At 66.6% G+C, this 22,288-nt stretch carries 18 protein-coding genes; 14 read left to right on the top strand and 4 right to left on the bottom strand.

Features of this window, described 5'->3' with window-relative positions; all coding sequences use genetic code 11:
- Window positions 1-17: 17 nt before the first annotated feature.
- Genes FRZ61_RS19345 through lysA form a run of 6 tightly spaced genes read left to right on the top strand, consistent with a single transcriptional unit; the run spans window position 18 to window position 6,740 of the window.
- The gene (locus FRZ61_RS19345) at window positions 18-947 is read left to right on the top strand and encodes an ABC transporter permease (protein WP_151119270.1); all 930 of its coding nucleotides are present in this window, start codon (window positions 18-20) and stop codon (window positions 945-947) included.
- Window positions 944-1,807 (top strand): ABC transporter permease, encoded by an 864-nt coding sequence (locus FRZ61_RS19340; protein WP_151119269.1) that lies wholly within the window; start codon window positions 944-946, stop codon window positions 1,805-1,807. Before FRZ61_RS19345 ends, FRZ61_RS19340 begins: the two co-directional genes overlap by 4 nt.
- Complete coding sequence (locus tag FRZ61_RS19335) at window positions 1,800-2,771, top strand: ABC transporter ATP-binding protein (protein ID WP_151119268.1); 972 nt, start codon at window positions 1,800-1,802, stop codon at window positions 2,769-2,771. Before FRZ61_RS19340 ends, FRZ61_RS19335 begins: the two co-directional genes overlap by 8 nt.
- Complete coding sequence (locus FRZ61_RS19330; RefSeq protein ID WP_151119267.1) at window positions 2,768-3,757, top strand: ABC transporter ATP-binding protein; 990 nt, start codon at window positions 2,768-2,770, stop codon at window positions 3,755-3,757. Before FRZ61_RS19335 ends, FRZ61_RS19330 begins: the two co-directional genes overlap by 4 nt.
- Window positions 3,758-3,772: 15 nt before the next feature.
- Window positions 3,773-5,266 carry a M81 family metallopeptidase gene (locus FRZ61_RS19325; protein ID WP_151119266.1) on the top strand — a complete coding sequence of 498 codons (1,494 nt, stop codon included), beginning with the start codon at window positions 3,773-3,775 and terminating at the stop codon, window positions 5,264-5,266.
- A gap of 37 nt (window positions 5,267-5,303) precedes the next feature.
- Window positions 5,304-6,740, top strand: a complete 1,437-nt coding sequence (gene lysA / locus FRZ61_RS19320) for a diaminopimelate decarboxylase (RefSeq protein ID WP_151119265.1) — start codon at window positions 5,304-5,306, stop codon at window positions 6,738-6,740.
- A 183-nt stretch (window positions 6,741-6,923) separates the two neighbouring features.
- Here the strand turns inward: lysA and FRZ61_RS19315 are convergent, their stop codons facing one another.
- The 4 genes from FRZ61_RS19315 to FRZ61_RS19300 all read right to left on the bottom strand — a co-directional run bounded on the left by FRZ61_RS19315 (window position 6,924) and on the right by FRZ61_RS19300 (window position 13,636).
- Window positions 6,924-8,486 carry a SpoVR family protein gene (locus tag FRZ61_RS19315; protein ID WP_151119264.1) on the bottom strand — a complete coding sequence of 521 codons (1,563 nt, stop codon included), beginning with the start codon at window positions 8,484-8,486 and terminating at the stop codon, window positions 6,924-6,926.
- Complete coding sequence (locus FRZ61_RS19310) at window positions 8,483-9,775, bottom strand: YeaH/YhbH family protein (protein WP_151119263.1); 1,293 nt, start codon at window positions 9,773-9,775, stop codon at window positions 8,483-8,485. The genes FRZ61_RS19315 and FRZ61_RS19310 overlap by 4 nt, the downstream gene beginning before the upstream one ends.
- A gap of 19 nt (window positions 9,776-9,794) precedes the next feature.
- The gene (locus FRZ61_RS19305; protein ID WP_151119262.1) at window positions 9,795-11,741 is read right to left on the bottom strand and encodes a PrkA family serine protein kinase; all 1,947 of its coding nucleotides are present in this window, start codon (window positions 11,739-11,741) and stop codon (window positions 9,795-9,797) included.
- Between the two features lie 1,175 nt (window positions 11,742-12,916).
- Window positions 12,917-13,636, bottom strand: coding sequence for a FadR/GntR family transcriptional regulator (locus FRZ61_RS19300; protein ID WP_151119261.1), 720 nt, complete (start codon window positions 13,634-13,636; stop codon window positions 12,917-12,919).
- A gap of 384 nt (window positions 13,637-14,020) precedes the next feature.
- On the opposite strand from FRZ61_RS19300, the gene FRZ61_RS19295 reads away from it, so the two are divergent.
- The 8 genes from FRZ61_RS19295 to FRZ61_RS19260 all read left to right on the top strand — a co-directional run bounded on the left by FRZ61_RS19295 (window position 14,021) and on the right by FRZ61_RS19260 (window position 22,288).
- Entirely contained in the window at window positions 14,021-15,163 is a 1,143-nt protein-coding gene (locus FRZ61_RS19295; RefSeq protein WP_225308904.1) for a cupin domain-containing protein, read from the top strand.
- A gap of 72 nt (window positions 15,164-15,235) precedes the next feature.
- Window positions 15,236-16,363: an LVIVD repeat-containing protein gene (locus FRZ61_RS19290; protein WP_151119260.1), complete on the top strand. Its 1,128-nt coding sequence runs from the start codon at window positions 15,236-15,238 to the stop codon at window positions 16,361-16,363.
- Window positions 16,364-16,371: 8 nt separating this feature from the next.
- A complete protein-coding gene (locus FRZ61_RS19285; protein WP_151119259.1) occupies window positions 16,372-16,752 on the top strand; it encodes a RidA family protein in 381 nt (126 codons plus the stop codon).
- Window positions 16,753-16,825: 73 nt separating this feature from the next.
- Window positions 16,826-17,425: a glutathione S-transferase family protein gene (locus FRZ61_RS19280; protein WP_151119258.1), complete on the top strand. Its 600-nt coding sequence runs from the start codon at window positions 16,826-16,828 to the stop codon at window positions 17,423-17,425.
- A 78-nt stretch (window positions 17,426-17,503) separates the two neighbouring features.
- Window positions 17,504-18,418: a 5-formyl-3-hydroxy-2-methylpyridine 4-carboxylate 5-dehydrogenase gene (fhmpcd1, locus tag FRZ61_RS19275; RefSeq protein ID WP_225308903.1), complete on the top strand. Its 915-nt coding sequence runs from the start codon at window positions 17,504-17,506 to the stop codon at window positions 18,416-18,418.
- A gap of 118 nt (window positions 18,419-18,536) precedes the next feature.
- Window positions 18,537-19,598, top strand: a complete 1,062-nt coding sequence (locus FRZ61_RS19270; protein WP_225308902.1) for a putative B6 ABC transporter substrate-binding protein — start codon at window positions 18,537-18,539, stop codon at window positions 19,596-19,598.
- Window positions 19,599-19,613: 15 nt separating this feature from the next.
- Entirely contained in the window at window positions 19,614-21,197 is a 1,584-nt protein-coding gene (locus tag FRZ61_RS19265) for a putative B6 ABC transporter ATP-binding protein (protein WP_151119256.1), read from the top strand.
- On the top strand, window positions 21,194-22,288 hold the full coding sequence (locus FRZ61_RS19260) for a putative B6 ABC transporter permease subunit 2 (RefSeq protein ID WP_151119255.1): 1,095 nt from the start codon (window positions 21,194-21,196) through the stop codon (window positions 22,286-22,288). The genes FRZ61_RS19265 and FRZ61_RS19260 overlap by 4 nt, the downstream gene beginning before the upstream one ends.

Below are 22,288 nucleotides of genomic sequence, written 5' to 3'. Positions count from 1 at the left end.
AGAGGACGGAGACCGGGATGTTCAGCTATATCCTGCGGCGGCTCGCCGCCCTCATCCCGGTCTTCGTCGTCGTCTCCATCGTCATCTTCCTGATCATCCACCTGGTTCCGGGCGACCCGATCGACAATCTCCTCAGGATCGGGGCGACCCCGGACCAGAGGGCGCAGCTCACCGCCAAATACGGCCTCGACCGGCCGCTGGTCGAGCAATACTGGTTCTGGATCCGCGGCATGCTTTCGGGCGATTTCGGCACCGCCATCGTCATGCGCCGGCCGGTGGCGGACCTGGTCCTGCTCAATCTTCCCTACAGCCTGACCCTGGGCGGGCTCGCCCTGCTGTTCTCGACGCTCCTCGGCATCTCGACCGGCGCGCTGGCGGCGACGTTCCAGAATTCCCGGCTCGATCACGGCGTCATGGGGCTGATCCTGCTCGGATCGACCGTTCCGACCTTCTGGCTCGGGCTGCTGCTGATGCTGCTGTTCGCGGTGCAGCTCGGCTGGTTCCCCGTCTCGGGCGCCAAGAGCTGGAGCTCCCTGGTGCTGCCGGTGCTGACCATCGGCCTCGGCGGCACGGCGCTCGTCGCCCGCATCACGCGGGTCGCCATGATCGAGACCGCGCGCAAGGATTTCGTGCTGCTGCTTCACGCCAAGGGCCTGCCGCGCCGGACGATCCAGCTCCGTCATATCCTGCGCCACGCGCTGCTGCCGGTGGTGACGATCCTGGGCCTGCGCATCGGTTGGATCCTGGGCGGCGCCGTCACGGTCGAGTTCGTGTTCGCGCGGCCCGGGCTCGGCACGCTCCTGATCAAGGGCTTGGCCCAGCGCGACTATCCGGTGGTGCAGGGCTGCCTCCTGATGCTGGCGATCGCGGTCATGCTGGGAACCCTCCTGGGCGATCTGGTCCAGGCGGCCATGGATCCGCGGGTGCGCGAGGAGGCCACGCGATGAGCCTCGCCTGGACCCTTGCCGAGCGTCATCCGGTCCTGCGCGCGATCTCCAGCCCGCGCGGCTTCCTGCCGGCGCTCTATCTGGCCATCGTCCTGCTCCTGGCGGTCTTCGCGCCCCTGGTGGCGCCCTATGCCTATGACGCGCAGAACCTGACCATCACCAACCAGCCGCCCTCGATGAGCCATTGGCTCGGCACCGACGAGTTCGGCCGCGACGTGCTCTCCCGCGTCATCTACGGCGCGCGGACCTCGCTCACCGTCAGCGTGACCTCGATCGGCGCCTCGGTGCTGCTGGGCCTCTGCCTCGGCGCCGTGAGCGGCTATCTGGGCGGGCTCTTCGACCGCGGCGTGACGGCGGCGGTCGATCTCACCTGGTCCTTCCCCGAGATCCTGATCGCGCTCATCTTCGTCGCCATCATCGGACCCGGCCTCGAAAGCACGATGTTCGCCATCGCCATCGCCTATCTGGCCCAGTTCACGCGGCTCACGCGCGGCCAGATCATGGCCCTGAAGCGCGAGACCTATATCGAGGCGACGGTCAGCCTCGGCGCCCGCCACGGCCATATCATCTTCCGCCATCTCGTGCCCAACGCGTTGGCGCCCGTGATCGTCGCCGGCATGCTGGCGACCGGCGATGCGATCATCCTCGAGGCGACGCTGGGCTATTTCGGGCTGGGCGCGCAGCCGCCGACGCCGAGCTGGGGCGCCATGATGAGCAGCGGCTCCGCCCAGATCTTCATCGCGCCCTGGATCATCGTCTTTCCAGGGCTGGTGGTGGCGCTCACCGTGGTCGCGATCAATCTCTTCGGCGACGCCCTCATCCGCGCGCTCGACATCCGGGCGCGGCTGCGCGATGCCTGACGCGACGCTCCTCTCGGTCGAACGGCTCTCGGTCTCGATCGGGCCGACGCGGCCGCTGGACGATGTCGGGTTCGCGCTGGCGAAAGGCGAGATCCTGGGCGTGGTGGGCGAATCGGGCGCCGGCAAGTCGCTGACCGCGATGGCGGTGATGGGGCTTTTGCCGCTGATCGGCGGGCGCATCGACAGCGGCGCCGTGCGTTTCGACGGGATCGACCTGGCGCGGCTGCCCGAGGAGGCCTACCGCAAGCTGCGCGGCCGGCGGATCGGGCTCATCACCCAAAACCCGATGACCTCGCTCGACCCGATCCTCCGGGTGGGGGCGCAGATCGACCAGGTCTCGCGGCTTCATATGGGGCTCGATCCGGCGGCAGCCCGCGCGCGCAGCATCGATCTGATGGGCCGGCTCAAGATCCCCGAGCCCCTGGCGGTCCACGATCTCTATCCGCACCAGCTTTCCGGCGGCATGAAGCAGCGGGTGGTGATCGCCATGGCGCTGGCCGCCGATCCCGACCTGATCGTCGCCGACGAGCCGACCACGGCACTCGACGTGACGGTGCAGGCGCAGATCATCCAGCTCCTGGTCGACCTGGTGCGCGACCGCAAGCTTTCGCTGATGCTCATCACCCACGATATGGGCGTCGTCGCGCAGGCCTGCGACCGGGTCGCCGTCATGTATGGGGGACGCGTGGTCGAGCGCGGCGAGGTCGGGGCGATCTTCGCCCAGCCGCGCCACCCCTATACCAGGGCGCTCATCGGCTGCATTCCGCGCCCTGGCATGGCGCCGGGCGCGCTCAAGGGCATTCCTGGAACCGTGCCCAGCGTGAGCCGCTATCCCAGCGGCTGCCGGTTCCACCCGCGCTGCGGTCAGGCTCAGCCTCGTTGCCATGAGGTGGTGCCGTCGTTCGAGGGCGGTCCGACCGGCGACGGCGTCGCCTGTCATTTCCCGAGCGGAGTGCCGTCATGAGCGCGCTGGTCGCTGCACGCGATCTGAGCCGCCGCTTCACCAGCCGTCGCGGTCTCTTCGGCCGGGAGCGGTCGATGACGGCCGTCAATGAACTCTCGCTCGATATCGAGCGGGGCCGCGTGACGGGCGTGGTCGGGGAGTCCGGTTGCGGAAAATCGACGCTCGCCCGCCTCATCCTGCGGCTGATCGAGCCCAGCGAGGGCAGCGTGACCTTCGACGGCGTCGATCTCATGCGCCTGCCGGCGCGCGAGCTGCGTCTCCTGCGGCGACGCATGCAGATGGTGTTCCAGGATCCCTATTCGGCGGTCGATCCGCGCTACCGCATCAAGGACGCGCTGCTCGAGCCGTTCCAGGTGCAGGACATGCGCCCGGCCGATCCGGAGAAGGCCGTGCTCGAGCTGCTGGAGATGGTCGGGCTCAATCCAGAGTTCGCCGGGCGTTATCCGCACCAGCTCTCGGGCGGCCAGAAGCAGCGCGTCGGCATCGCCCGCGCGCTGGCGCTCAAGCCCGCCTTCCTGGTGCTGGACGAGCCGACCGCCTCGCTCGACGTCTCGATCCAGGCGCAGATCATCGGGCTCCTGGAGCGGCTCAAGAGCGAGCTGGGACTGACCTATCTCTTCATCTCCCACGATCTGGGCCTGGTTCGCTATTTCTGCGACCGGGTGGTGGTGATGTATCTGGGGCGCATCGTCGAGATATTTCCGCGCTCCGCCCGATCCCCGCGCCACCCTTACGCGAAGGCGCTGCTCGACAGCAGCTTCGAGCCCGATCCGAGGCAGCGGCGCAAGATCGAGCGGCTGGCGGGCGAGGTGCCGAGCCCCTACGACCTGCCGCCCGGCTGCGCCTTCGCCAGCCGCTGCGGCCGCGCCACCGATCTCTGCCGCCGGACCCGGCCCGAGCTGACGGCCTTCTCGCCCGAGGAAAGCGTCGCCTGCCACCATCCCCTGACGGCCACCTCCGCTCCCGTTCCCGCCTTCACCTCCTGACTAGGAATCACCGCCATGACCTTCACCGTTCTCAGCGCCGAGTTCGCCCACGAGACCAACACCTTCAGCGTCCGCCAGACCCAGTACAGCAACTTCATGGACCGCTACGGCTTCTTCGGCGACCAGGCGATCCAGGAGCGGGGGGAGGCCAATACCGAGCTGGCGGGCTTCCGCGACGTGGCGCGCCAGCAAGGCTGGCGGCTGATCCATGTGCTGAGCGCTTCGGCGGAGCCCGCGGGCTTCGTGGTGCGCGACGCCTTCGATCGGCTGACCGCGCCGATCCTGGTGGCGGCGCGGGAGAAGCGGGGCGAGCTTTCCGGGATCATTCTCGGATTGCATGGGGCGATGGTCACGGATTTCTGCGAGGATGGCGAGGGCGAGCTGCTGCGCCGCCTGCGCGAGATCGTGGGGCCCAAGCTGCCGATCGCCATCACGCTCGACCTCCACGCCAACGTCACCCAGGCGATGTGCGATCACGCCAACATCATCGTCTCCTACAAGACCTACCCCCATATCGACATGCGCGAGGCGGGGCGTCATGCGGGGCAGGTGCTGCACCGCGCGATGAAGGGGGAGATCCATCCGCGCACCATCCGGGCGCACCGGCCGATGCTGGACGAGGCCAATGGCGGACGCACCGACATCGGCCCCATGATCGGGCGGTTCGAGCAGGCGCGCGCCTATGAGAAGAAGCCCGGCGTCTATGCCGTCAGCATCAATGCCGGTTTCGGCAATGCCGACATCAAGGAGGTGGGGCCGACGGTGCTGGTGACGGCCGAGGGCGACATGAAGACCCATCAGGCCTTCGCCGAGGGCATCGCCGACGACATCTGGGCGAAGCGGTTCGACGTGCTGAACCGCTACTATTCGGTCGAGGAGGCCGCGGCGATCGCCAAGGATTACAAGCGGGGCAAGGGGCCGATCATCATCGCCGATTATGCCGACAATCCCGGGGGCGGCGGCTATGGCGATTCGACCGAGCTGCTGCGGGCCATGCTGGCGGCGAACCTGAAGGAGGCCTGCTTCGGACCGATGGTCGATCCGGAAGCGGCCCAGGAGCTGCGCCGCTACAAGGTCGGGCAGAATGTCCAGGTCTGGCTCGGCGGCAAGACCGACGCCCGCTTCGGCGGCGCGCCGCTGAAGCTCGAGGGCCGCCTCGAGCTCATCAGCGACGGCGATTATGTCGGCGACGGCCCGATGGTCGGCGGCCTGCGGCTGAGCTTCGGCCCTTCGGCCGTCGTCCGGGTCGCCGATACCGCGGTTCTGGTCACGACCGAGCCCGCCCAGATGCTCGACCTGCAGCAGTTCCGCGCCTTCGGCATCGACCCGGCCCGGCACAGCGTGGTCGGGCTCAAATCGATGCAGCATTTCCGCGCCGCCTTCGAGCCGATCGCCGGCAAGGTGATCGTCTGCGACAGCGGCGCCCTCTGCACCACGCATCTGGAGAGGCTGCCCTACAAGAACGTGCCGCGGCCGATCTTCCCCCTGGATCGCGATCTCGCGATCTAGCGGAGGGACGGCCGCCGGGCCGGAAAGGCGGGAACCCATGACGACGACAAACCGAGACGCCATCGCCGGCAATGGCGTCCAGGGCGGCCATCTGACCCTGGACGGCCGCGATCTGGTGGCGCTGGCCGGGGAATACGGGTCGCCGCTCTTCGTCTTCTCCGAGCGCCGTTTGCGGGCGAACGCGGCGGCCTTCCTGGCCGCTGCGCGCAACGGCCATCCGTCGAGCACGGTCTGCTATGCCAGCAAGGCCTGCTCCAACATCCACGTTCTCAAGATCCTGCGCAGCGAGGGGCTGGCGATCGAGGTGAATTCCGGCGGCGAGCTGCACAAGGCGCTCTATGCCGGTTTCGCACCCTCCGAGATCGTCTTCAACGGCGTCAGCAAATCGACGACGGAGCTCGACTGGTCGATCGAGCTGGGGATCAAGGCCATCAATGTCGATTCGGTCTTCGAGCTCGAGCGCATCGCCCGGCTGGCCCACGCCCGGTCAGCCCGCGCCAAGGTCTCATTGCGCCTCGTGCCGAGCCTCACCGGCGGCGCCTTCGCCTCGATCCAGACCGGGAACGCCAAGACCAAGTTCGGGATGACGCAGGCGGACCTGCCCGAGCTGCTGCGGCTCCTGGCGGCCCATTCGCAGGCGCTCGATCCTGTCGGCTTGCACCTGCATATCGGCTCCCAGGTCGCGGAGACCGCTTCCTTCCTGGGTGCGGTGGAGTTCGCCGCCGGCGCTGCGGCGACCCTGGCCGCGGCCATCGGGCGGCCCTTCGCGCATGTCAACCTGGGCGGCGGCTACCCGATCGAGTACCGGCATCGACGCGGCAACGATCCCGTGCTCGAGCGTTATGGCGCGCCGGAACGGGCGGCGACCATGGTCGAGGCCGTAGCGGCGGCCATGAGCCGCAAGCTCAGCGGGGATACCGAGCTGCTCTTCGAGCCGGGCCGCGCCATCGTCGGCGACACGGCGGTGCTGCTGAGCCGGGTCGAGAACCAGAAGCATCGCGGCGAGCAGCCCTGGCTCTATCTCGATGCCGGCTACAACATGCTGCTCGATCTGGCGGTGACGCGCTGGTACTACCATATGGCGACCGCCAATCGGGCCGACGAAGCCGCACGCACGGAGTTCCGCCTGGTGGGGCCGCTCTGCGATTCGGCGGATTGCTTCTATGACACCGAGGGCGAGTATCTGCTGCCGAAGCTGCAGCAGCGCTTCGGCATGGACCTGGACGAGGCGCTGACCGCCGACATCCTGCATCTCCCGCCGACGCGCGCCATGGCGGCCTCGACCGCGCCGGGCGACCTGGTCGCGATCTTCGACGTCGGCGCCTATACGCTGAGCGAGATGTTCACCTATTGCGGCCGTCCGCGGGCGGCGGCGGTGATGGTGAAGCTCGACGGCTCGATCGCGAGCTTGCGCCGGCGCGACAGCTACCAGGATCTGCTGGCGCAGGAGATGGAGCCGGCGGACCGGGCCTGAGCGGCTCGTCGCCGGCTTACCGCCGAGAGGCCGGCTGGCGTCCGTGCTGGTCGGCGCGCCGGCGAGTGCGGCGCTGCGAGGATCGGCGCATCAGCTCCCGGACCAGGCCCGAGAAAGCGCGGGCTGCCGGTGCCGTTCGCGACCGGGAAAGGATCGCGCCCGGTCCTTGGATGGGAAGGATCCTCATGTGGCGGCAAGCGCGCCGGTCGGGCCGGCCGTGTGCTGCTTCAGCACCGCCTCCGAGCTGGCCGAGATCTCGCTCAGGCTCACCTCGTAGCCCCAGAGATCGGCCAGATGGCGCAGCACGGGCTGGATGTCCTCCTCGGCGAGCAGGACATTGTCGTAGACCCGATGCTGCAGCATGAGGCGGCGGTCGCCGTCGAGATCGACATCGACGATCTCGATCTCCGGCTCCTTCTGCGCGACGTCGAACTGGCGCGCCAGCGCGCTGCGGACCGTCTGGTAGCCACGCTCGTTGTGGATCGCCTTCACCACCAGGTCGGAAACCCCGTCATCGACCACCGCGAACAGCTTCATCTTGCGGATGAGGGCGGGACTCAGGAACTGGCGGATGAAGCTCTCGTCGCGATAGTTGGCCCAGCCGTCCTTGAGCGTGCCCCAAGGGTCGCCGTTGCCGGCGAAGCCCGGGAACCAGGCGCGGTCCTCGTCGGTGGGTTCCAGGCAGATGCGCTTGATGTCCTGCATCATGCCGAAGCCCAGCGCATAGGGGTTGATGCCGCCATAGCGCCGGTCGTCGAAATCGGGCTGCAGCACGACGTTGGTGTGGGAGGTCAGGAACTCGACCATCGCCCCGTCGCCGAGCAGGCCCTTCTCGTGGAGCCGGTTCAAGGTCTCGTAATGCACCATCGTGGCGCATCCCTCGTTCATGACCTTGGTCTGCTTCTGCGGATAGAAATACTGCGCGATGTGGCGCACGATGCGCAGCACCTCGCGCTGCCAGGGCTTCAGCAGCGGCGCCTTCTTCTCCAGGAAATAGAGGACGTTCTCTTCCGGCAGGCCCAGGATCTGGCGGCGCTCCGCCTCGGTGGTGCGGCGCTTCTCGCGCGATCCGTTCTGGGGGACGGTGCGCCAGAGGTCGTTATAGGAGCGCTCCTGTTCCGCCAGCCGGTCCTGGATCCGCTTTTCCTCCTCCTCGAGCCCGCCGGCCTTGCGGCGCGGATAGCGGTTGACGCCCTGGGTCATCAGGGCATGGGCCGCGTCCAGCACGCGCTCGACCGCCGTTTCGCCATAGCGGGCCTCGCAGCGCGCGATATAGGCCTTGGCGAACTCCATATAGTCGAGGATGCCGTCCGCGTCGGTCCATTGCCGGAACAGATGGTTGTTCTTGAAGAAGTGGTTGTGGCCGAAGGCCGCGTGCGCGATCACCAGGGTCTGCATCGTCATGGAGTTCTCCTCCATGAGATAGCTGATGCAGGGATTGGCGTTGATCACGATCTCGTAGGCGAGATTGCGCAGGCCGCGGCGATAGAGCGTCTCGTCCCGGGCGAAATGCTTGCCGAAGGACCAGTGCAGATACATCAGCGGCATGCCGATCGAGGAATAGACGTCGAGCATCTGCTCGGCCGTGATCACCTCGACCTGGTTCGGATAGATGTCGAGCTTGAACTCGCCGAGCGCGATGTCGCTGATCTGGTCGTAGCTGCGGCGCAGGGAATCGAAATCCCAGTCGAACCGCATGCGGGATTCGGTCTTCTCGCCGTCGAGGAGCACGCCGCCATCGTTCATGATGCCGCCCTCCCGGTCGACTGGTCGCGGGCGAAGAGCTCGCGGAACACGGGGAAGATCTGGTTGCGCTTGTTGACCTTGCGCATGGCGAGCGGGTGGCCGGTCTTGGCGAGGCGCTCATAGGTGCGCCAGATCTCGCTGCCGAGATTGAAGCCGTCCTCCTCGTCGCCGACCTCCAGATAGGCGAAATACTGGCAGAGCGGCAGGATCCGCTTCTCCAGCAGCGAGGCGCTCTTGGCGTTGTCGCTGGAGAGGTTGTCGCCGTCCGAGGCCTGGGCGGCATAGATGTTCCACTGGTCGCGCGGATAGCGGTCCTGCAGCACCCGCAGCATCTCCTCCAGCACGGTCGAGACGACGGTGCCGCCGGTCTCACGGCTGTTGAAGAAGGTCTCCTCGTCCACCTCGCGGGCCACATGGGTGTGGCGGATGAAGACGATCTCGACGTTGCGGTAGCGGCGCGACAGGAACAGGTAGAGCAGCTTGTAGAAGCGCTTCGCCAGGTCCTTCATATGCTCGGTCATCGAGCCCGACACGTCCATCAGGCAGAACATGACGGCGCTGGCGACGGGCTGCGGCACCAGCTCGAAGCGGTTGTAGCGGACATCCACCGGATCGATGAAGGGCACGCGCTTGGCGCGGCGGCGCTGCTGCTCGAGCTCGACCTCGATCTCGCGACAGCGCTCGATATCGTCGCCGCTCTCGGTCAGGGTCTTGAGCTCGCTCTCGAGCGCCGCGATCTCGGCCGGCCGGGGACGCTTCAAGGCGATGCGCCGCGACAGGCTGTTGCGCATGGTGCGCACCAGGTTGAGGTTGGTGGCGGCACCCGACACCGAATAGCCCGCCCGACGCGGCAGGAAGCTGTCGGCTTTCTTGAGCTGCTTCCTCAGCATGTCCGGCAGCTCGAGATCCTCGAGGAACAGGTCGAGGAACTCGTCCTGGGTCAGGACGAACTGGAACGCGTCCTCGCCCTCGCCGTCGGCCGAGGCCTCGCGGCCGCGACCCTCTCCCCCGCCCTTGGGACGGGGGATGCGGTCGCCCTCGACATATTCATGGTTGCCCGGAACGACGTGGGTATGCTCGCCCGTCTTGCCGGAATGATAGAGCTGCGGCTCGTCGATGCCGTCGCGCCGGATCTTGATCTTGCCTCCGCCGCCGAGGTCGGAGACGGAGCTCTTGCCGGAGGCTTCCCGCACCGCCTCGGCAATCTGCTTGCGGGCTCGACGAATGAAGCGCTGGCGGTTGGCAAGGCTCTTGCCCTGCGGATTGAGCCGCCTGTCGATGATATTCATGGGCCTTTCTGCCTGCTCGTCATCCTGCCTGCTTGACGCGCATGTACCACTCGACGAGGCGCCGCACCTGGCGCTCGGTATAGCCGCGCGCTGTCATGCGCTCGACGAAATCCGTATGCTTCTTGGCCGTCTCGGTCTCCTTCTTGCTGCCGAAGCTGATGACCGGCAGCAGGTCCTCGACCTGGCTGAACATGCGCCGCTCGATGACCTCCCGGATCTTCTCGTAGGAGGTCCAGGACGGGTTCTTGCCGTGATTGGCGGCCCGCGCGCGCAGCGCGAACTTCACCACCTCGTTGCGGAAGTCCTTGGGATTGGCGATGCCCGCCGGCTTCTCGATCTTGGTCAGCTCCTGGTTCAGGAGCTCGCGGTCGAGGAGCTGGCCCGTATCCGGATCCTTGAAGTCCTGGTGCTCGATCCAGGCGTCGGCATAGTCGACATAGCGGTCGAACAGGTTCTGGCCGTAGTCGCTGTAGGATTCGAGATAGGCCTTCTGGATCTCGTTGCCGATGAACTCGGCATAGCGGGGCGCCAGCTCCGCCTTGATGAACTCGAGATAGCGCTTCTCGACATCGTCGCCGAACTGCTCGCGCTTGATCGCCTGCTCGAGCATGTACATGAGGTGGACCGGATCGGCCCCGACCTCGGTATTGTCGTAGTTGAAGGTCGCCGACAGCACTTTGAAGCCGAAGCGGGTCGAGATGCCGTCCATGCCCTCGTCCACGCCGGCCGCGTCGCGGTATTCCTGCATCGACTTGGCGTGCGGATCGGTCTCCTTCAGGCTTTCGCCGTCATAGACGCGCATCTTGGAGTAGAGGTTCGAGTTCTCGTGGACGCGCAGGCGCGACAGGACCGAGAAGCGGGCCAGCATCTCCAAGGTCGCGGGCGCGCAGGGCGCCTCCGCCAGGTCGCTGCCGCGGATGAGCTTCTGATAGATCTTCTGCTCCTCCGTCACGCGCAGGCAGTAGGGCACCTTGATGACGCAGACGCGATCGATGAAGGCCTCGTTGTTCTTGTTGTTCTTGAAGGTCTGCCATTCCGCCTCGTTCGAATGGGCGAGGATCACGCCCTGATAGGGGATGGCGCCGATGTTCTCGGTGCCGACATAGTTGCCTTCCTGGGTCGCCGTCAGCAGCGGGTGCAGGATCTTGATCGGCGCCTTGAACATCTCGACGAACTCGAGCAGGCCCTGCGTCGTGCGGTTGAGGCCGCCGGAATAGGCATAGGCGTCGGTGTCGTTCTGGCTGTGCAGCTCGAGCATCCGGATGTCGACCTTGCCGACCAGGCTCGAGATGTCCTGATTGTTCTCGTCGCCGGGCTCGGTCTTGGCGATGCCGATCTGGCGCAGCTTGGACGGGAAGAGCTTGGCGACGGTGAACTTCGAGATGTCGCCCTTGAATTCGTCGAGCCGCTTGACCGCCCAGGGCGAGAGCAGCCCGGTCAGGCGCCGGCGCGGGATGTTGAACTGCTGCTCGAGCGTCGGGCCCATCTGCTCGGGATCGAACAGGCCGAGCGGGCTCTCCAGCACCGGGCTCAGCTGGTTGCCGGCCTTGAGCACGTAGATCGGCATGCGCTCCATCAGCGACTTGAGGCGCTCGGCGAGCGAGGACTTGCCGCCGCCGACGGGCCCCAGGAGATAGAGAATCTGCTTGCGTTCCTCGAGCCCCTGCGCCGCGAAGCGGAAGAAGTTCACGATCCGCTCGATCGTGTCCTCCATGCCGTAGAATTCGGCGAAGGAGGGGTAGGTCTTGATGGTGCGGTTCATGAAGATGCGGCCGAGGCGCGCATCCTTGGCGGTATCGACCACCTCGGGCTCGCCGATGGCGGCGACCATGCGCTCGGCGGCGGTGGCATGGGCCATGGGGTCGGTGCGGCACAGCTCGAGATAATCGAGCAAGGGCATGTCGTGCTCGCGCCGGCTCTCGTAGTTCTGCAAGGAACGCGAAAAGATATTCTCAACAACGCCCATCTGGATCTCCTCAGATCACCGGTCTAAAGGCCTCGCTGCCGTCGAGGTTGCTGGCGAAGGGCTGTGCCGTTGCCGCAGTCCTGGTGATCGATGGGTCTTGTTGGCCGCCTAAGGCCGCCCGCGCTACATCGTCGAGCGCTTTCATCGGTCTCGAGTGCGTCACTCGTGCACCGTGGAGCAATCTTGTCAGGGTCATGCCAATCTCAGGCATGAAACCTTCGCTCCTTCCTCCGGCTTGCCCTTCTTTCGGGGATCCATCCCCTCCAGTGCCTCCGGATGTGGTTAATGCTGCGCGCAAGTGGTTAATAAAACCCCTTAACGCGCCGGCTTATTGCATCGTTCCGGAGTGCTGGAAGCACGCCCCAAGGCGGCTCGAGGCACACCCGGCTAACCAGAGGCGGCATAGGATTCTTCCGCTCGAATCAGCGATCTGAGCGTCAAATCTGATAACCCATATAAAGAAGAAAGGTTGTCATCCGAGTCGGTCAAGGCGCATTTCGAAATATTTTTGCCCCAGGGGAACAAAAGGGCGGTCATGCCGCATTTGCGTGCAGAGCCTGCCGCGGTGTTCCGCGCGGCTTTCGGAAATCGATGCTCCATCAATGACATCGTCGGCTATGCCGGAATGACGCCAATTTGCACAGACATGCAATCAATCCCATCACACCATTCACTCTAAACACGCTGTCATCGGGCAAACCCTGCGGCCGGCGCGATAGATGGCGACGGACAGGCTTCCGACGCGCATCGCGGGAGCAACGCCGCCGTCGCGATCCGATCGGCGGCGGTGCCCACGCCGGCGCGAAGCGGCGCTTTCCCACCGTTTGCCGCGCCCGATGCAATGCGCATCCCGATGCGATTTCCGCCGATCGAGACTGAACGCGATTCAATCGCATGGGGCATACCGCATGACGATTCTGTTCCCTCGATGTCATCGATCGGATCGCATGCAAGCGTCAGCCAGCTCTACCTCTACACCCACTCTGCATCAGGCATATGCATGAGCCGTGCCGGAATTGTGGCACGGGCATCGCGACTCGCAAGCGAGAGATCGGAGATCATGGCGACGTTCGCCCAACACACAGGCTGCCCGTCGCGATGCTCGTGCGCAGGCTTGCGGCGTACGCTCTGTCGCTGAAGCAGAGCGGCGGACGAAGAGCGAGAGCGGCGGCGCCTTACTGGGCGGCGCCGGCGACCGGGGCCGTATGCAGCGAGAAGGCGTGGCGCAGGATATGCTGCTGGATATCGCTCAGATGGCGATACATCGCCGACTGCGCGCGCTCGCCGTCGCGGGCCGCGATCGCGGCCACGATCTCGGCGTGGAAATCGGCATGGACCGCCTGGCGCTTGAAGCAATGGGCGTTCTCGCCCACGCGCCGCCAGGCCTCGTCGCGCCGCGCGGCACCGACCGCGTCGAACACGGCGAGGAAGAGGGCGTTGCGCGACGCCTCGACGACCGCCCGATGGAAGGCCTGGTCGGCCTGCTCGTAGCTCTCGGCGCCGGCCGCGGCCCGGGTCTCCGCCGCGAGGCGCTGCAGCTTCTTGATGTCGCATTGCGAGGCGCGCAGGGCGGCCAGCCGCGCGATCACCGGCTCGGTCGCGAGCCGGAGCTCGATCACTTCCTGCGGGTTCGTATGCTCGAGGATATTGTCGAGAACCTCGGCGCCCGCGGCGGCGGCCGTGAAGGGCGAGGCCTGGATGAAGGTGCCGCGGCCCTGCTGGCGCGAGATGCGGCCCTCGCTCTCCAGGATTTCGAGGGCGCGGCGCAGGGAACGCCGGCCGACCCCCAGCTCGCTGGCCAGCACGCGCTCGGGCGGGATGCGTCCGTCTTCGCCGATATCGCCGTCGGAAATCAGTTGGCGCAGCCTCGCTGCGGTCTGTTCATAGGCTTCCATGGTCCCGATCCAGATGGCTCCGCCGGCAAGTGATACCAATTGACTAAAATGGTTTGCGTTACGCGTCAAGGCGGTTCTCCGCGACGCCCAACCGAGAAAATTGGTATCGGCCCGCCCGGTGCCGCGGCGGACAGGGGCGGCGACGGTGGTCCGGGCCGACGCGCCCCGCTGCTTTCGCGCCGTCTTCGGCTCGAACCGCACGGCCGGCGCCGGGCCGCGGCGGGGACCAGATTCAAACTTGACGATTGGTTACAGCCGCCGCTAGTGTTTGCGTAACAATATGAACCACTTGGAGTCCGATTGGTTCGGGCAACCGGATCGGCCATCCCGGGGACATCAGGAACCGCTTCGGCCGCGAGGCCGTGAGCAGGGAGGCGAGAAAATATGACGGTCAGGGTCGAGGGCGACAATCGCAAGGCGGCGATGGACAAGCTCCATGCCGACGTGTTCGAGCGCTGCATGGCGCCGTTCTGGGCGGTCGACCAGAAGAACGTCCATGACGAGGACCGCCAGGTCATGGACAAGAAGAAGGCGATCCCCTTCCTCTGGAAGTACAAGACCGACATCGAGCCGCTGCTGCACCGCTCGGCCGAGCTGATCACGATGGAATCCTCCGAGCGCCGCTCGCTGATCCTGGTCAATCCCGGCCTGGCGCCGCGCCGCGCCAGCGTGACCACGATGTACACGGCCTACCGGCTCAACGATCCCAACGAGATCATGCCGCCGCACCGCCATTCGCCCAACGCGATCCGCTTCGGCCTGACCGGCATGTCGAACTTCACCGGCGTCGAGGGCGAGAACATCGTGTTCGGCCCCGGCGACATGGTGCTGACGCCGCACGACACCTGGCACAATCACGGCAACAAGGGCGGCGACCCGGCGATCAATCTCAGCGTCCTCGATCTGCCGCTGACCGAGATGCTCAACGCCACCTATTTCGAGCATGACTATCACGAGGAGGTGAAGGGCGAGCGCATCAAGAAGCAGGTGCAGAGCGAGCGCTTCCCGGCCGATTACTCGCAGCGCGTCTATGGCCATGGCGGGCTGATGCCGCGCTTCCTGTCGCATCACCGCGGCACCGGCGCCGCCTCGCCGATGTATGTCTATCGCTGGGAGATGATGCGCGAGCTCCTGGAGAAGTTCCGCAACTGGGACGGCGATCCCTACGAGGCGCTGATGGTGGAATATGTCGATCCCACCACGGGCGGCCCGGTCTACCGGACCATCACCTTCTTCGCCCAGATGCTGCGCCCGGGAGAGAAGACGCTGCCCCTGAAGCAGAACGCGAGCCTGCTCTGCGCGCCCTTCGAGGGGAGCGGCTACAGCATCGTGGGCGGCAAGAAGCTCGACTGGGAGCCGTTCGACACCTTCGCGGTGCCCGGCGGCGAATGGTGCGAGCATGTGAACACGTCGGAGAAGGACCCCGCGATCCTGTTCGTCGCCTCGGACGAGCCGACGCTCAAGGCCCTGGCTCTCTACCAGAAGCACGGGCGCCGGTCCTCGGGCGAGATCTTCCGTCTCGTCTGACGGGCCGGCCGTTTCTTTCGGCGCGCCGCCGCACCGCCTTCACCGCAGCATCGACCGGCATTTTCGGAGATCATGGCTCGCACCAAGAACACCAAGCCCCTGGCGCATATCGACTGTCCTGGCGGCGGCCAGGTCTGGGTCGACGGCACGACGCTCTATATCGGCCATATGCGCCAGCCGACCGGCACCACGATCGTGGATGTCGCCGATCCGACCAAGCCGAAGATCCTGACCAAGGTCGAGGTGCCCGCCGGCTGGCATTCCCACAAGGTGCGCGTCGCCGACGGCATCATGATCGTCAATCACGAGCGCCAGGGCACGGAGGGCGTCGCGGAGTTCGGCGGCGGGCTCGGCATCTACGACGTCTCGAAGCCGGCCGAACCCAGGCTCATCACCAAATGGCGCACCCACGGCAAGGGCGTGCACCGCTACGATTTCGACGGGCGCTACGCCTATATCTCGCCGACCGCGGAGGGTTACATCGGCAATATCGCCATGATCCTCGACCTCAAGGATCCGGCGAAGCCCGAGGAGGTCGGGCGCTGGTGGATCCCCGGCCAGTGGAAGGCGGGCGGCGAGGAATATCCCTGGGACAACTGGACGCCGCCGCGCTGCCATCACCCGTTGCGCGTGGGCAACCGGCTCTATGTCAGCTACTGGCATCACGGCTTCTATATCCTCGACATCTCCGACCTGTCGAAGCCCAAGGCCATCTCCGGCATCAACACCTCGCCGACCTTCCCGCACCCGACCCACACCTGCCTTGCCATTCCCGAGCCGCTCAAGGGCCGGCGCGTGATGGTGGTGGCCGACGAGGATGTGGCGAAGCTCTGGCCGGCGGCGCCCGCTTTCACCTGGATATACGACATCACCAACGAGCATCTGCCGATTCCGATCTCGACCTTCCAGGTCGAGGGCGTCGATCCCGACGGCGCGCCGCAGCCGCCGATGCGCGGCTGCCACCAGCCCTCCGAGCGCTTCAAGGGCACGATCATTCCCTTCGCCTGGTTCGCCAAGGGCCTGCGCATCCTCGACATCGCCGATCCCTTCGCGCCGAAGGAGGTCGGATTCTTCGAGCCCGATCCGCCGGAAGGCTTCGAGCTCGCCTCCTCGAACGATGTCACCATGGACAGCCGCGGGCTGCTCTATCTGATCGACCGCCAGCGCGGCGTCGATATCGTCGAAACCTCGGTCCTCTGAGCATCGCCATGAACGACGCCATCAAGCCGATCGGCAAGAAGAACCCGAACCTGCCCTTCCATCCGGCGGTCCGCGCCGGCGACTATATCTTCGTCTCGGGCCAGGTGGCCAAGGACGAGCAGGGCAACATGTGCGTCGGCAATATCGAGGAAGAGACGCGCTGGACCCTCGAATCGATCCGCCGCATCCTGGCGCTCGAGGGCGCCGACCTTTCGGATGTGGTGAAGATGACGGTTTATCTGGAGGACGCGCGCGACTTCGGCCGCTATAACGGCGTCTTCAAGGAGTATTTCGCGGAAGGCCGCATCGCGCGCACCACCGTCGAGGCGCGCGCGGTCATCTCCTGCAAGATCGAGATCGACGCGATCGCCTATAGGCCGGTGCGCTGAGGCGCTTGGAAGCACCGGCCGGACGACGAGACGAGATCACACGAGAACAACGAGACAGGGCGGGGATAGGACAATGCTGAGGGTTCTGGGACGCGGCACATCGGGCAACGTGCAGAAGGTGGTCTGGCTGCTGGAGGAGCTGGGGCTCCCCTACAAGCGCGAAGACTACGGCCGCCAGTTCAACAACACCGGCGGCGACTATCTGAAGCTCAACCCGAACGGCAAGGTGCCGACGCTCGACGACAACGGCACGATCATCTGGGAATCGAACACGATCCTGCGCTATCTCGCCAACAAGAACGGCGGCAAGTTCTATCCGGCCGATCCCGCGCAGCGCAGCGAGGTCGAGCGCTGGATGGACTGGCAGCTCGCCTCGCTCAACGCGCCCTATGTCTCGATCTTCAAGGACGCCAAGAAGCCGGCCGCCGAGCGCGGCGCCGGCTGGGCGGCCGACAGCAAGGAGCTGATCGGGCTGCTCCAGATCCTGGAGAACGGCATCGCGGGCCGGGACTGGATCGCGGGCAAGGAGATGACGCTGGCCGATTTCGCGCTGGGTTCCATCATCACGCGCTGCCTCGATTTTCCGATCGAGCATCCGCCGCTGCCGAAGCTCCGGACCTGGCGCGAGAAGCTGCTGACGCGGCCCGCCTTCAAGAAGGCGATCGCCGGCTGATAGGGTAAGCGAGGAAGGGCGGGACGACCGGCCGGACAAGGCCGGCGCCCGGCCCTCGAGGGGGACGGACAGCGGATCATGACCAGGGTTGCGCTCATCGGTCTGGGGACCATGGGGCCGGGCATCGCGGCGGTGCTCGCACGCGCCGGCATGACCGTCGCCGCCTTCGACCTCTCGCCCGAGCAGCGCGCCAAGGCGCCGCAGGCGATGAAGATGGCGGCGGGCGTGCTGGCGACGCTGGGCATGGCGGACCGGAGCCAGGCCGAAGTCGCGATCCAGGAGGATCTGGCGACCGCGGTGAAGGGCGCCGGGCTCGTCATCGAGAACGTGCCGGAGAAGCTCGAGCTCAAGCTCCAGGTCCTGGCCGAGATCGACAAGCTGGTGCCCAAGGAGTGCGTCATCGCCTCCGACACCTCGGGCATCCCCATCACCAAGCTCCAGGCCGGCAACTCGGCGCCGGGCCGCATCGTCGGCATGCATTGGTCGAACCCGCCCCACATCATCCCGATCATCGAGGTGGTGGCGGGCCGCGAGACGGCGCCCGCGACCGCCGACTGGATGGCGGCGTTCGTGAAGAGGCTCGGCCTCATCCCGATCCGGGTCAAGAAGGACGTGCCGGGCTTCGTCGAGAACCGCGTGCTCTATGCGGTGATGCGCGAATGCTGCGACCTGGTCGAGCAGGGCGTGATCGATCCCGAAGGGCTCGATGCCTGCGTCTCCTGGGGCATCGGCTACAAGCTCTCGGTGGTCGGTCCCATGGCGCTGCTCGACATGGCCGGCCTGGACATCTACCAGTCGGTCGGCAGTTATCTGAACAAGGAGCTTTGCGCGCGGGGCGATGTCAGCCCCTATGTGACGCAGCGCACGGCCAAAGGCCAACTGGGCATCAAGAGCGGCGGCGGCATCTTCAGCTACACGCCGGACGGCATCAAGGAGCTTCAGAGCCAGCGGGCCCGCCGGTTGGTGGCGGTCCGCAAGGCGTTGGAGGGCTAGTCCCCGGATCGGGGATCGGCGGCGCAAGAGCCCGCGAAGGAAATGACGGGCGATCGCGCTGAAACTAACAAGAGCGCGTATCCAACTGGGTGCTAATCGATAGGGAGGAGCTAACCCCATGACGTGGACATCATTGAGCAGAGTGATCAAGGCGACGCCCGTCGCGGCCGCGCTGGCGCTCAGCGTCGGCTTCGCCGGCGCTGCCGGTGCCACCGATGTGAAGAGCATCGCGGTCCTGACGCCGGAGCAGGGCACGGACTATGGCTGGAACCAGCAGGCGATCGACGCCGGCAAGGCGGTGGCGGCGAAATACGGCATCGAGTTCGTCCCGGCCGAGGGCCTGGGCTATGGCGATGTGCGTCCGCAGCTGCGCGAGCTGGCGGGCGACGGCGTCAGCCTGATGATCGCCCATGCCTCGGGCTACAACCAGGCGGCGCCGGAAATCGCCAACGAGACCAAGGTGCCGGTCGCGATCGTCGATCGTCCCGACGCCAACGTCCCGGGCCTGATCGCCGACTACACGCTGAGCGGCCATGAAGGCGCCTATCTCGCCGGCGTGCTGGCGGCGAAGATGACCCGCACGGGGGCGCTCGGCATCGTCACCTCGGGCGAGCCGCCCTCCTGGAACTCGCAGTCGGCCGCTTTCGCCCAGGGCGCCAAGGCGATCAAGCCGAACATCAAGCTGATCTATGCCGTGATCGGTCCCGCCGCCTATTCCGATGCGGCCGGCGGCCGGCGCGTCACCGAATCCGTCATCGCCGCCGGCGCCGACATCATCTTCGGCCAGGGCGACGGTGCCAGCTTCGGCATGATGGAGGCGACCGAGACCACCAAGGCGACCGATGGCGGCGATGTCTATTTCATCGACGTGATCGGCGACAAGACCCCGATCGACAAGGGTCACCTGCTGTCTTCCGTGGTCTGGAACCTGGTGCCCGTGTTCAGCGCCATGGTCGAGGACCTCAAGGCCGGCACCTTCGGCACCAAGCACTACTCGATCCAGGTGGCCGACGATTCCTGCCAGCTCCTGCACACCAAGCACATCCCTGACGATGTGTGGAGCCAGGTGATGGCGGTCCGCAACGGCATCGTAAAGGGCGACATCAAGCTGACCCCGGTCTTCAATGCGGCGGACGTCCGCAAGCTGATGACCTCGGTCGAAATCGGCAACGCCCAGTAAGGATCGGGTGCGTTGATGAGTGAGGCGACGCCGGGAACAGCCGTATCGGTGCGGAATGTCACCAAGCGCTTTCCCGGCGTCGTCGCGAACGACGACGTCTCCATCGACTTCCTGCCGGGCGAGATCCATGTGTTGCTCGGCGAGAACGGGGCCGGCAAATCGACCCTGATCGGCATGCTGGCCGGCATGCAGCAGCCCGATTCCGGCGAGATCCTGGTCAAGGGCCGGCCGGTGCGGATCGGATCGCCGCGCGGCAGCCTCGATCTCGGGATCGGCACCGTGTTCCAGCATGTGCTGCTGGTGCCGACGCTCTCCGTCATCGAGAACCTGATGCTGGGCGGCTCGCGCTGGCGCCTGCTCGACCGCGCGCCGGTGCTCAAGCGCTTCCAGGAGCTGTCCGACCTGCTGGGCGTTCGGCTCGATCCCGATGCGCTGGTGGGAAGGCTGGCGCTGGGCGAGCAGCAGCAGGTCGAGATCATGCGCGCCCTCTGGCGCGGCGAGAACGTGCTGATCCTCGACGAGCCCACCTCGATGCTGACGCCCCAGGGCGTCCAGGATCTGGGCAAGGTGATGAAGCGCCTGCGCGACAAGGGCGTCGCCATCATCTTCATCACCCACAAGCTGGCCGAAGCCTACGAGTTCGGCGATCGGATCTCGGTCCTGCGGCTGGGCCGGGTTGCGGGCCAGCTCGACAAGGCGCGGCTCAAATCCATGACCGAGGCGCAGATCACCGACGAGGTGCTCCGGCTCATGTTCGGCGGCCAGAAGGCGGACAGCCGCGATGCCGAGACGCTGCTGGGCCGCGGCGGCCATCTGAAGCGCCAGGCCCGGGCCGACCGTTCGAAGCCGCCGATTCTGGCGGTGAAGGGCGTCTCGACCCTCGCCGACCGCGGCGAATGCCCGCTGGTCGAGGTGAGCTTCGAGCTCTGGCCCGGCGAGGTGCTGGGGGTCGCGGGTGTGGACGGCAACGGCCAGAAGCATCTGGCCGAGATGCTGGCCGGGCAACGGCCGGCCGCGTCGGGCTCGATCCAGTTCGAGGGCCGCGACGTGACCCATGAGGGCGTGGCCCAGCGCCGTCGCCATGGTTTCCGCTACATCACCGACGAGCGGCTGGGCGAGGGCACGGTCGGCGCCTTCTCGGTCGCGACCAATCTCGTGGTCAAGGAGATCGGCGTGCCGCCGCTCTGGCAGCGCGGGGTCAGCCGCTGGGACCTGATCCATGGCCATGCGCGCGAGCAGATCAAGCGCCACGATATCCGCACGCCGTCGGAGCGCACGCCGATCGGCCGGCTCTCGGGCGGCAACATCCAGAAGGCGCTCCTGGCGCGCGAGCTCAACGGCTCGAGCCGGCTGGCGATCTTCAACAAGCCGACCTACGGGCTCGATCTCCACAATATCCGCCTGGCACGCGACCGGATCGCGCAATGCGCCGAGCAGGGCCTGGCGGTGATCCTGATCTCGAACGAGCTCGACGAGCTCCTGGAGCTGTCCGATCGCATCGCCGTGATGTTCCGCGGCCGGCTCAGCGGCGTCGTGCCCAACGAGGGCAATGCCGAGCGCCGGATCGGCCTCCTGATGACCGGAGCCGAGGCGGCATGAGCGCCGCGCCGGAAGCCGCCCGCAGCCAGGGGCTCCCGCCCACGCTGATGGCGGGACGCGGGCGCGCCGTTGCCGCCGCGATCGCGCGCTTCCTGCTGCCGATCCTGCTGGCGCTCGTCGTCGGCGCCGTGATCCTGCTGCTGCTCGGCACCGATCCTTTGGCCTATTACACCTACGTGATCCGGCGCGGGCTCTTCAGCTGGCTGGGGATCCAGGCCACCGTCACCCGCATGGCGCCGCTCCTCATGATCGCGGCGGGGCTCATCGTGGCGTTCCGGGCCGGCATCTGGAACCTGGGGGCCGACGGGCAGTTCCTGCTGGCGGCGGTCATCACCGCGGCGCTGGGGCCGGCGCTCATCGGCAGCCTGCCGGACTGGCTGACGATCGTGATCTGCTTCGTCGTGGCGGGGCTCGTCGGCGCCGTCTGGTCGCTGGTCCCGGCCTTCCTCAAGGTCCGCTACGGCATCAACGAGATCATCAGCACCCTGATGATGAGCTTCCTCGGCATCAGCTTCGCCAATGTGCTGATCAAGCTGGTGTTCTTCGACCCCGGCACGACCGTGCCGCAGACCCACACGCTGCCGGTCGAGGACCGCCTGCCGCGGCTTTTCGGCAGCACCATCCATAGCGGCATCCTGATCGCGCTGGCCGCGGTGCTGATCGTGCATTTCGTCATGACCCGCACCTCTTTCGGCCTGAAGCTCTGCGTGGTGGGCGCCAACCCCCGCGCGGCGATCCATGCGGGCCTCAATGTCGGCTTTCTCACCTACGCCACCTTCGCCATCAGCGCCGGCCTGGTGGGGCTGGGCGGGGCCGTCGACATCCTGGGCGTCTGGGGCTCGGTCCGCGCCGACTGGAACCCGTCCTTCGGCCTCCTGGTGGTGCCGCTGGTGTTCCTGGCGCGGTTCCATGGGCTGGCCACCATCGCCTTCGTGATGTTCTTCGCGGTGCTGCAGGTCGGCGGCGAGAGCGCCGCGGTGCGGCTCGGCGTGCCGACCTTCTATACGCTGGTGCTGGTGGCGCTGCTGCTGATCTTCCTGGCGCTGGTCGAGTATCTCGACTATCGCCGCCAGGTCCGGACCCGGAGCTGA

Origin of the sequence: Hypericibacter adhaerens (assembly GCF_008728835.1) — a bacterium.
Taxonomy (GTDB): domain Bacteria; phylum Pseudomonadota; class Alphaproteobacteria; order Dongiales; family Dongiaceae; genus Hypericibacter; species Hypericibacter adhaerens.
Note: the sequence above shows the minus strand (reverse complement) of the source record. Positions and strands in the feature narration are given on the sequence as shown.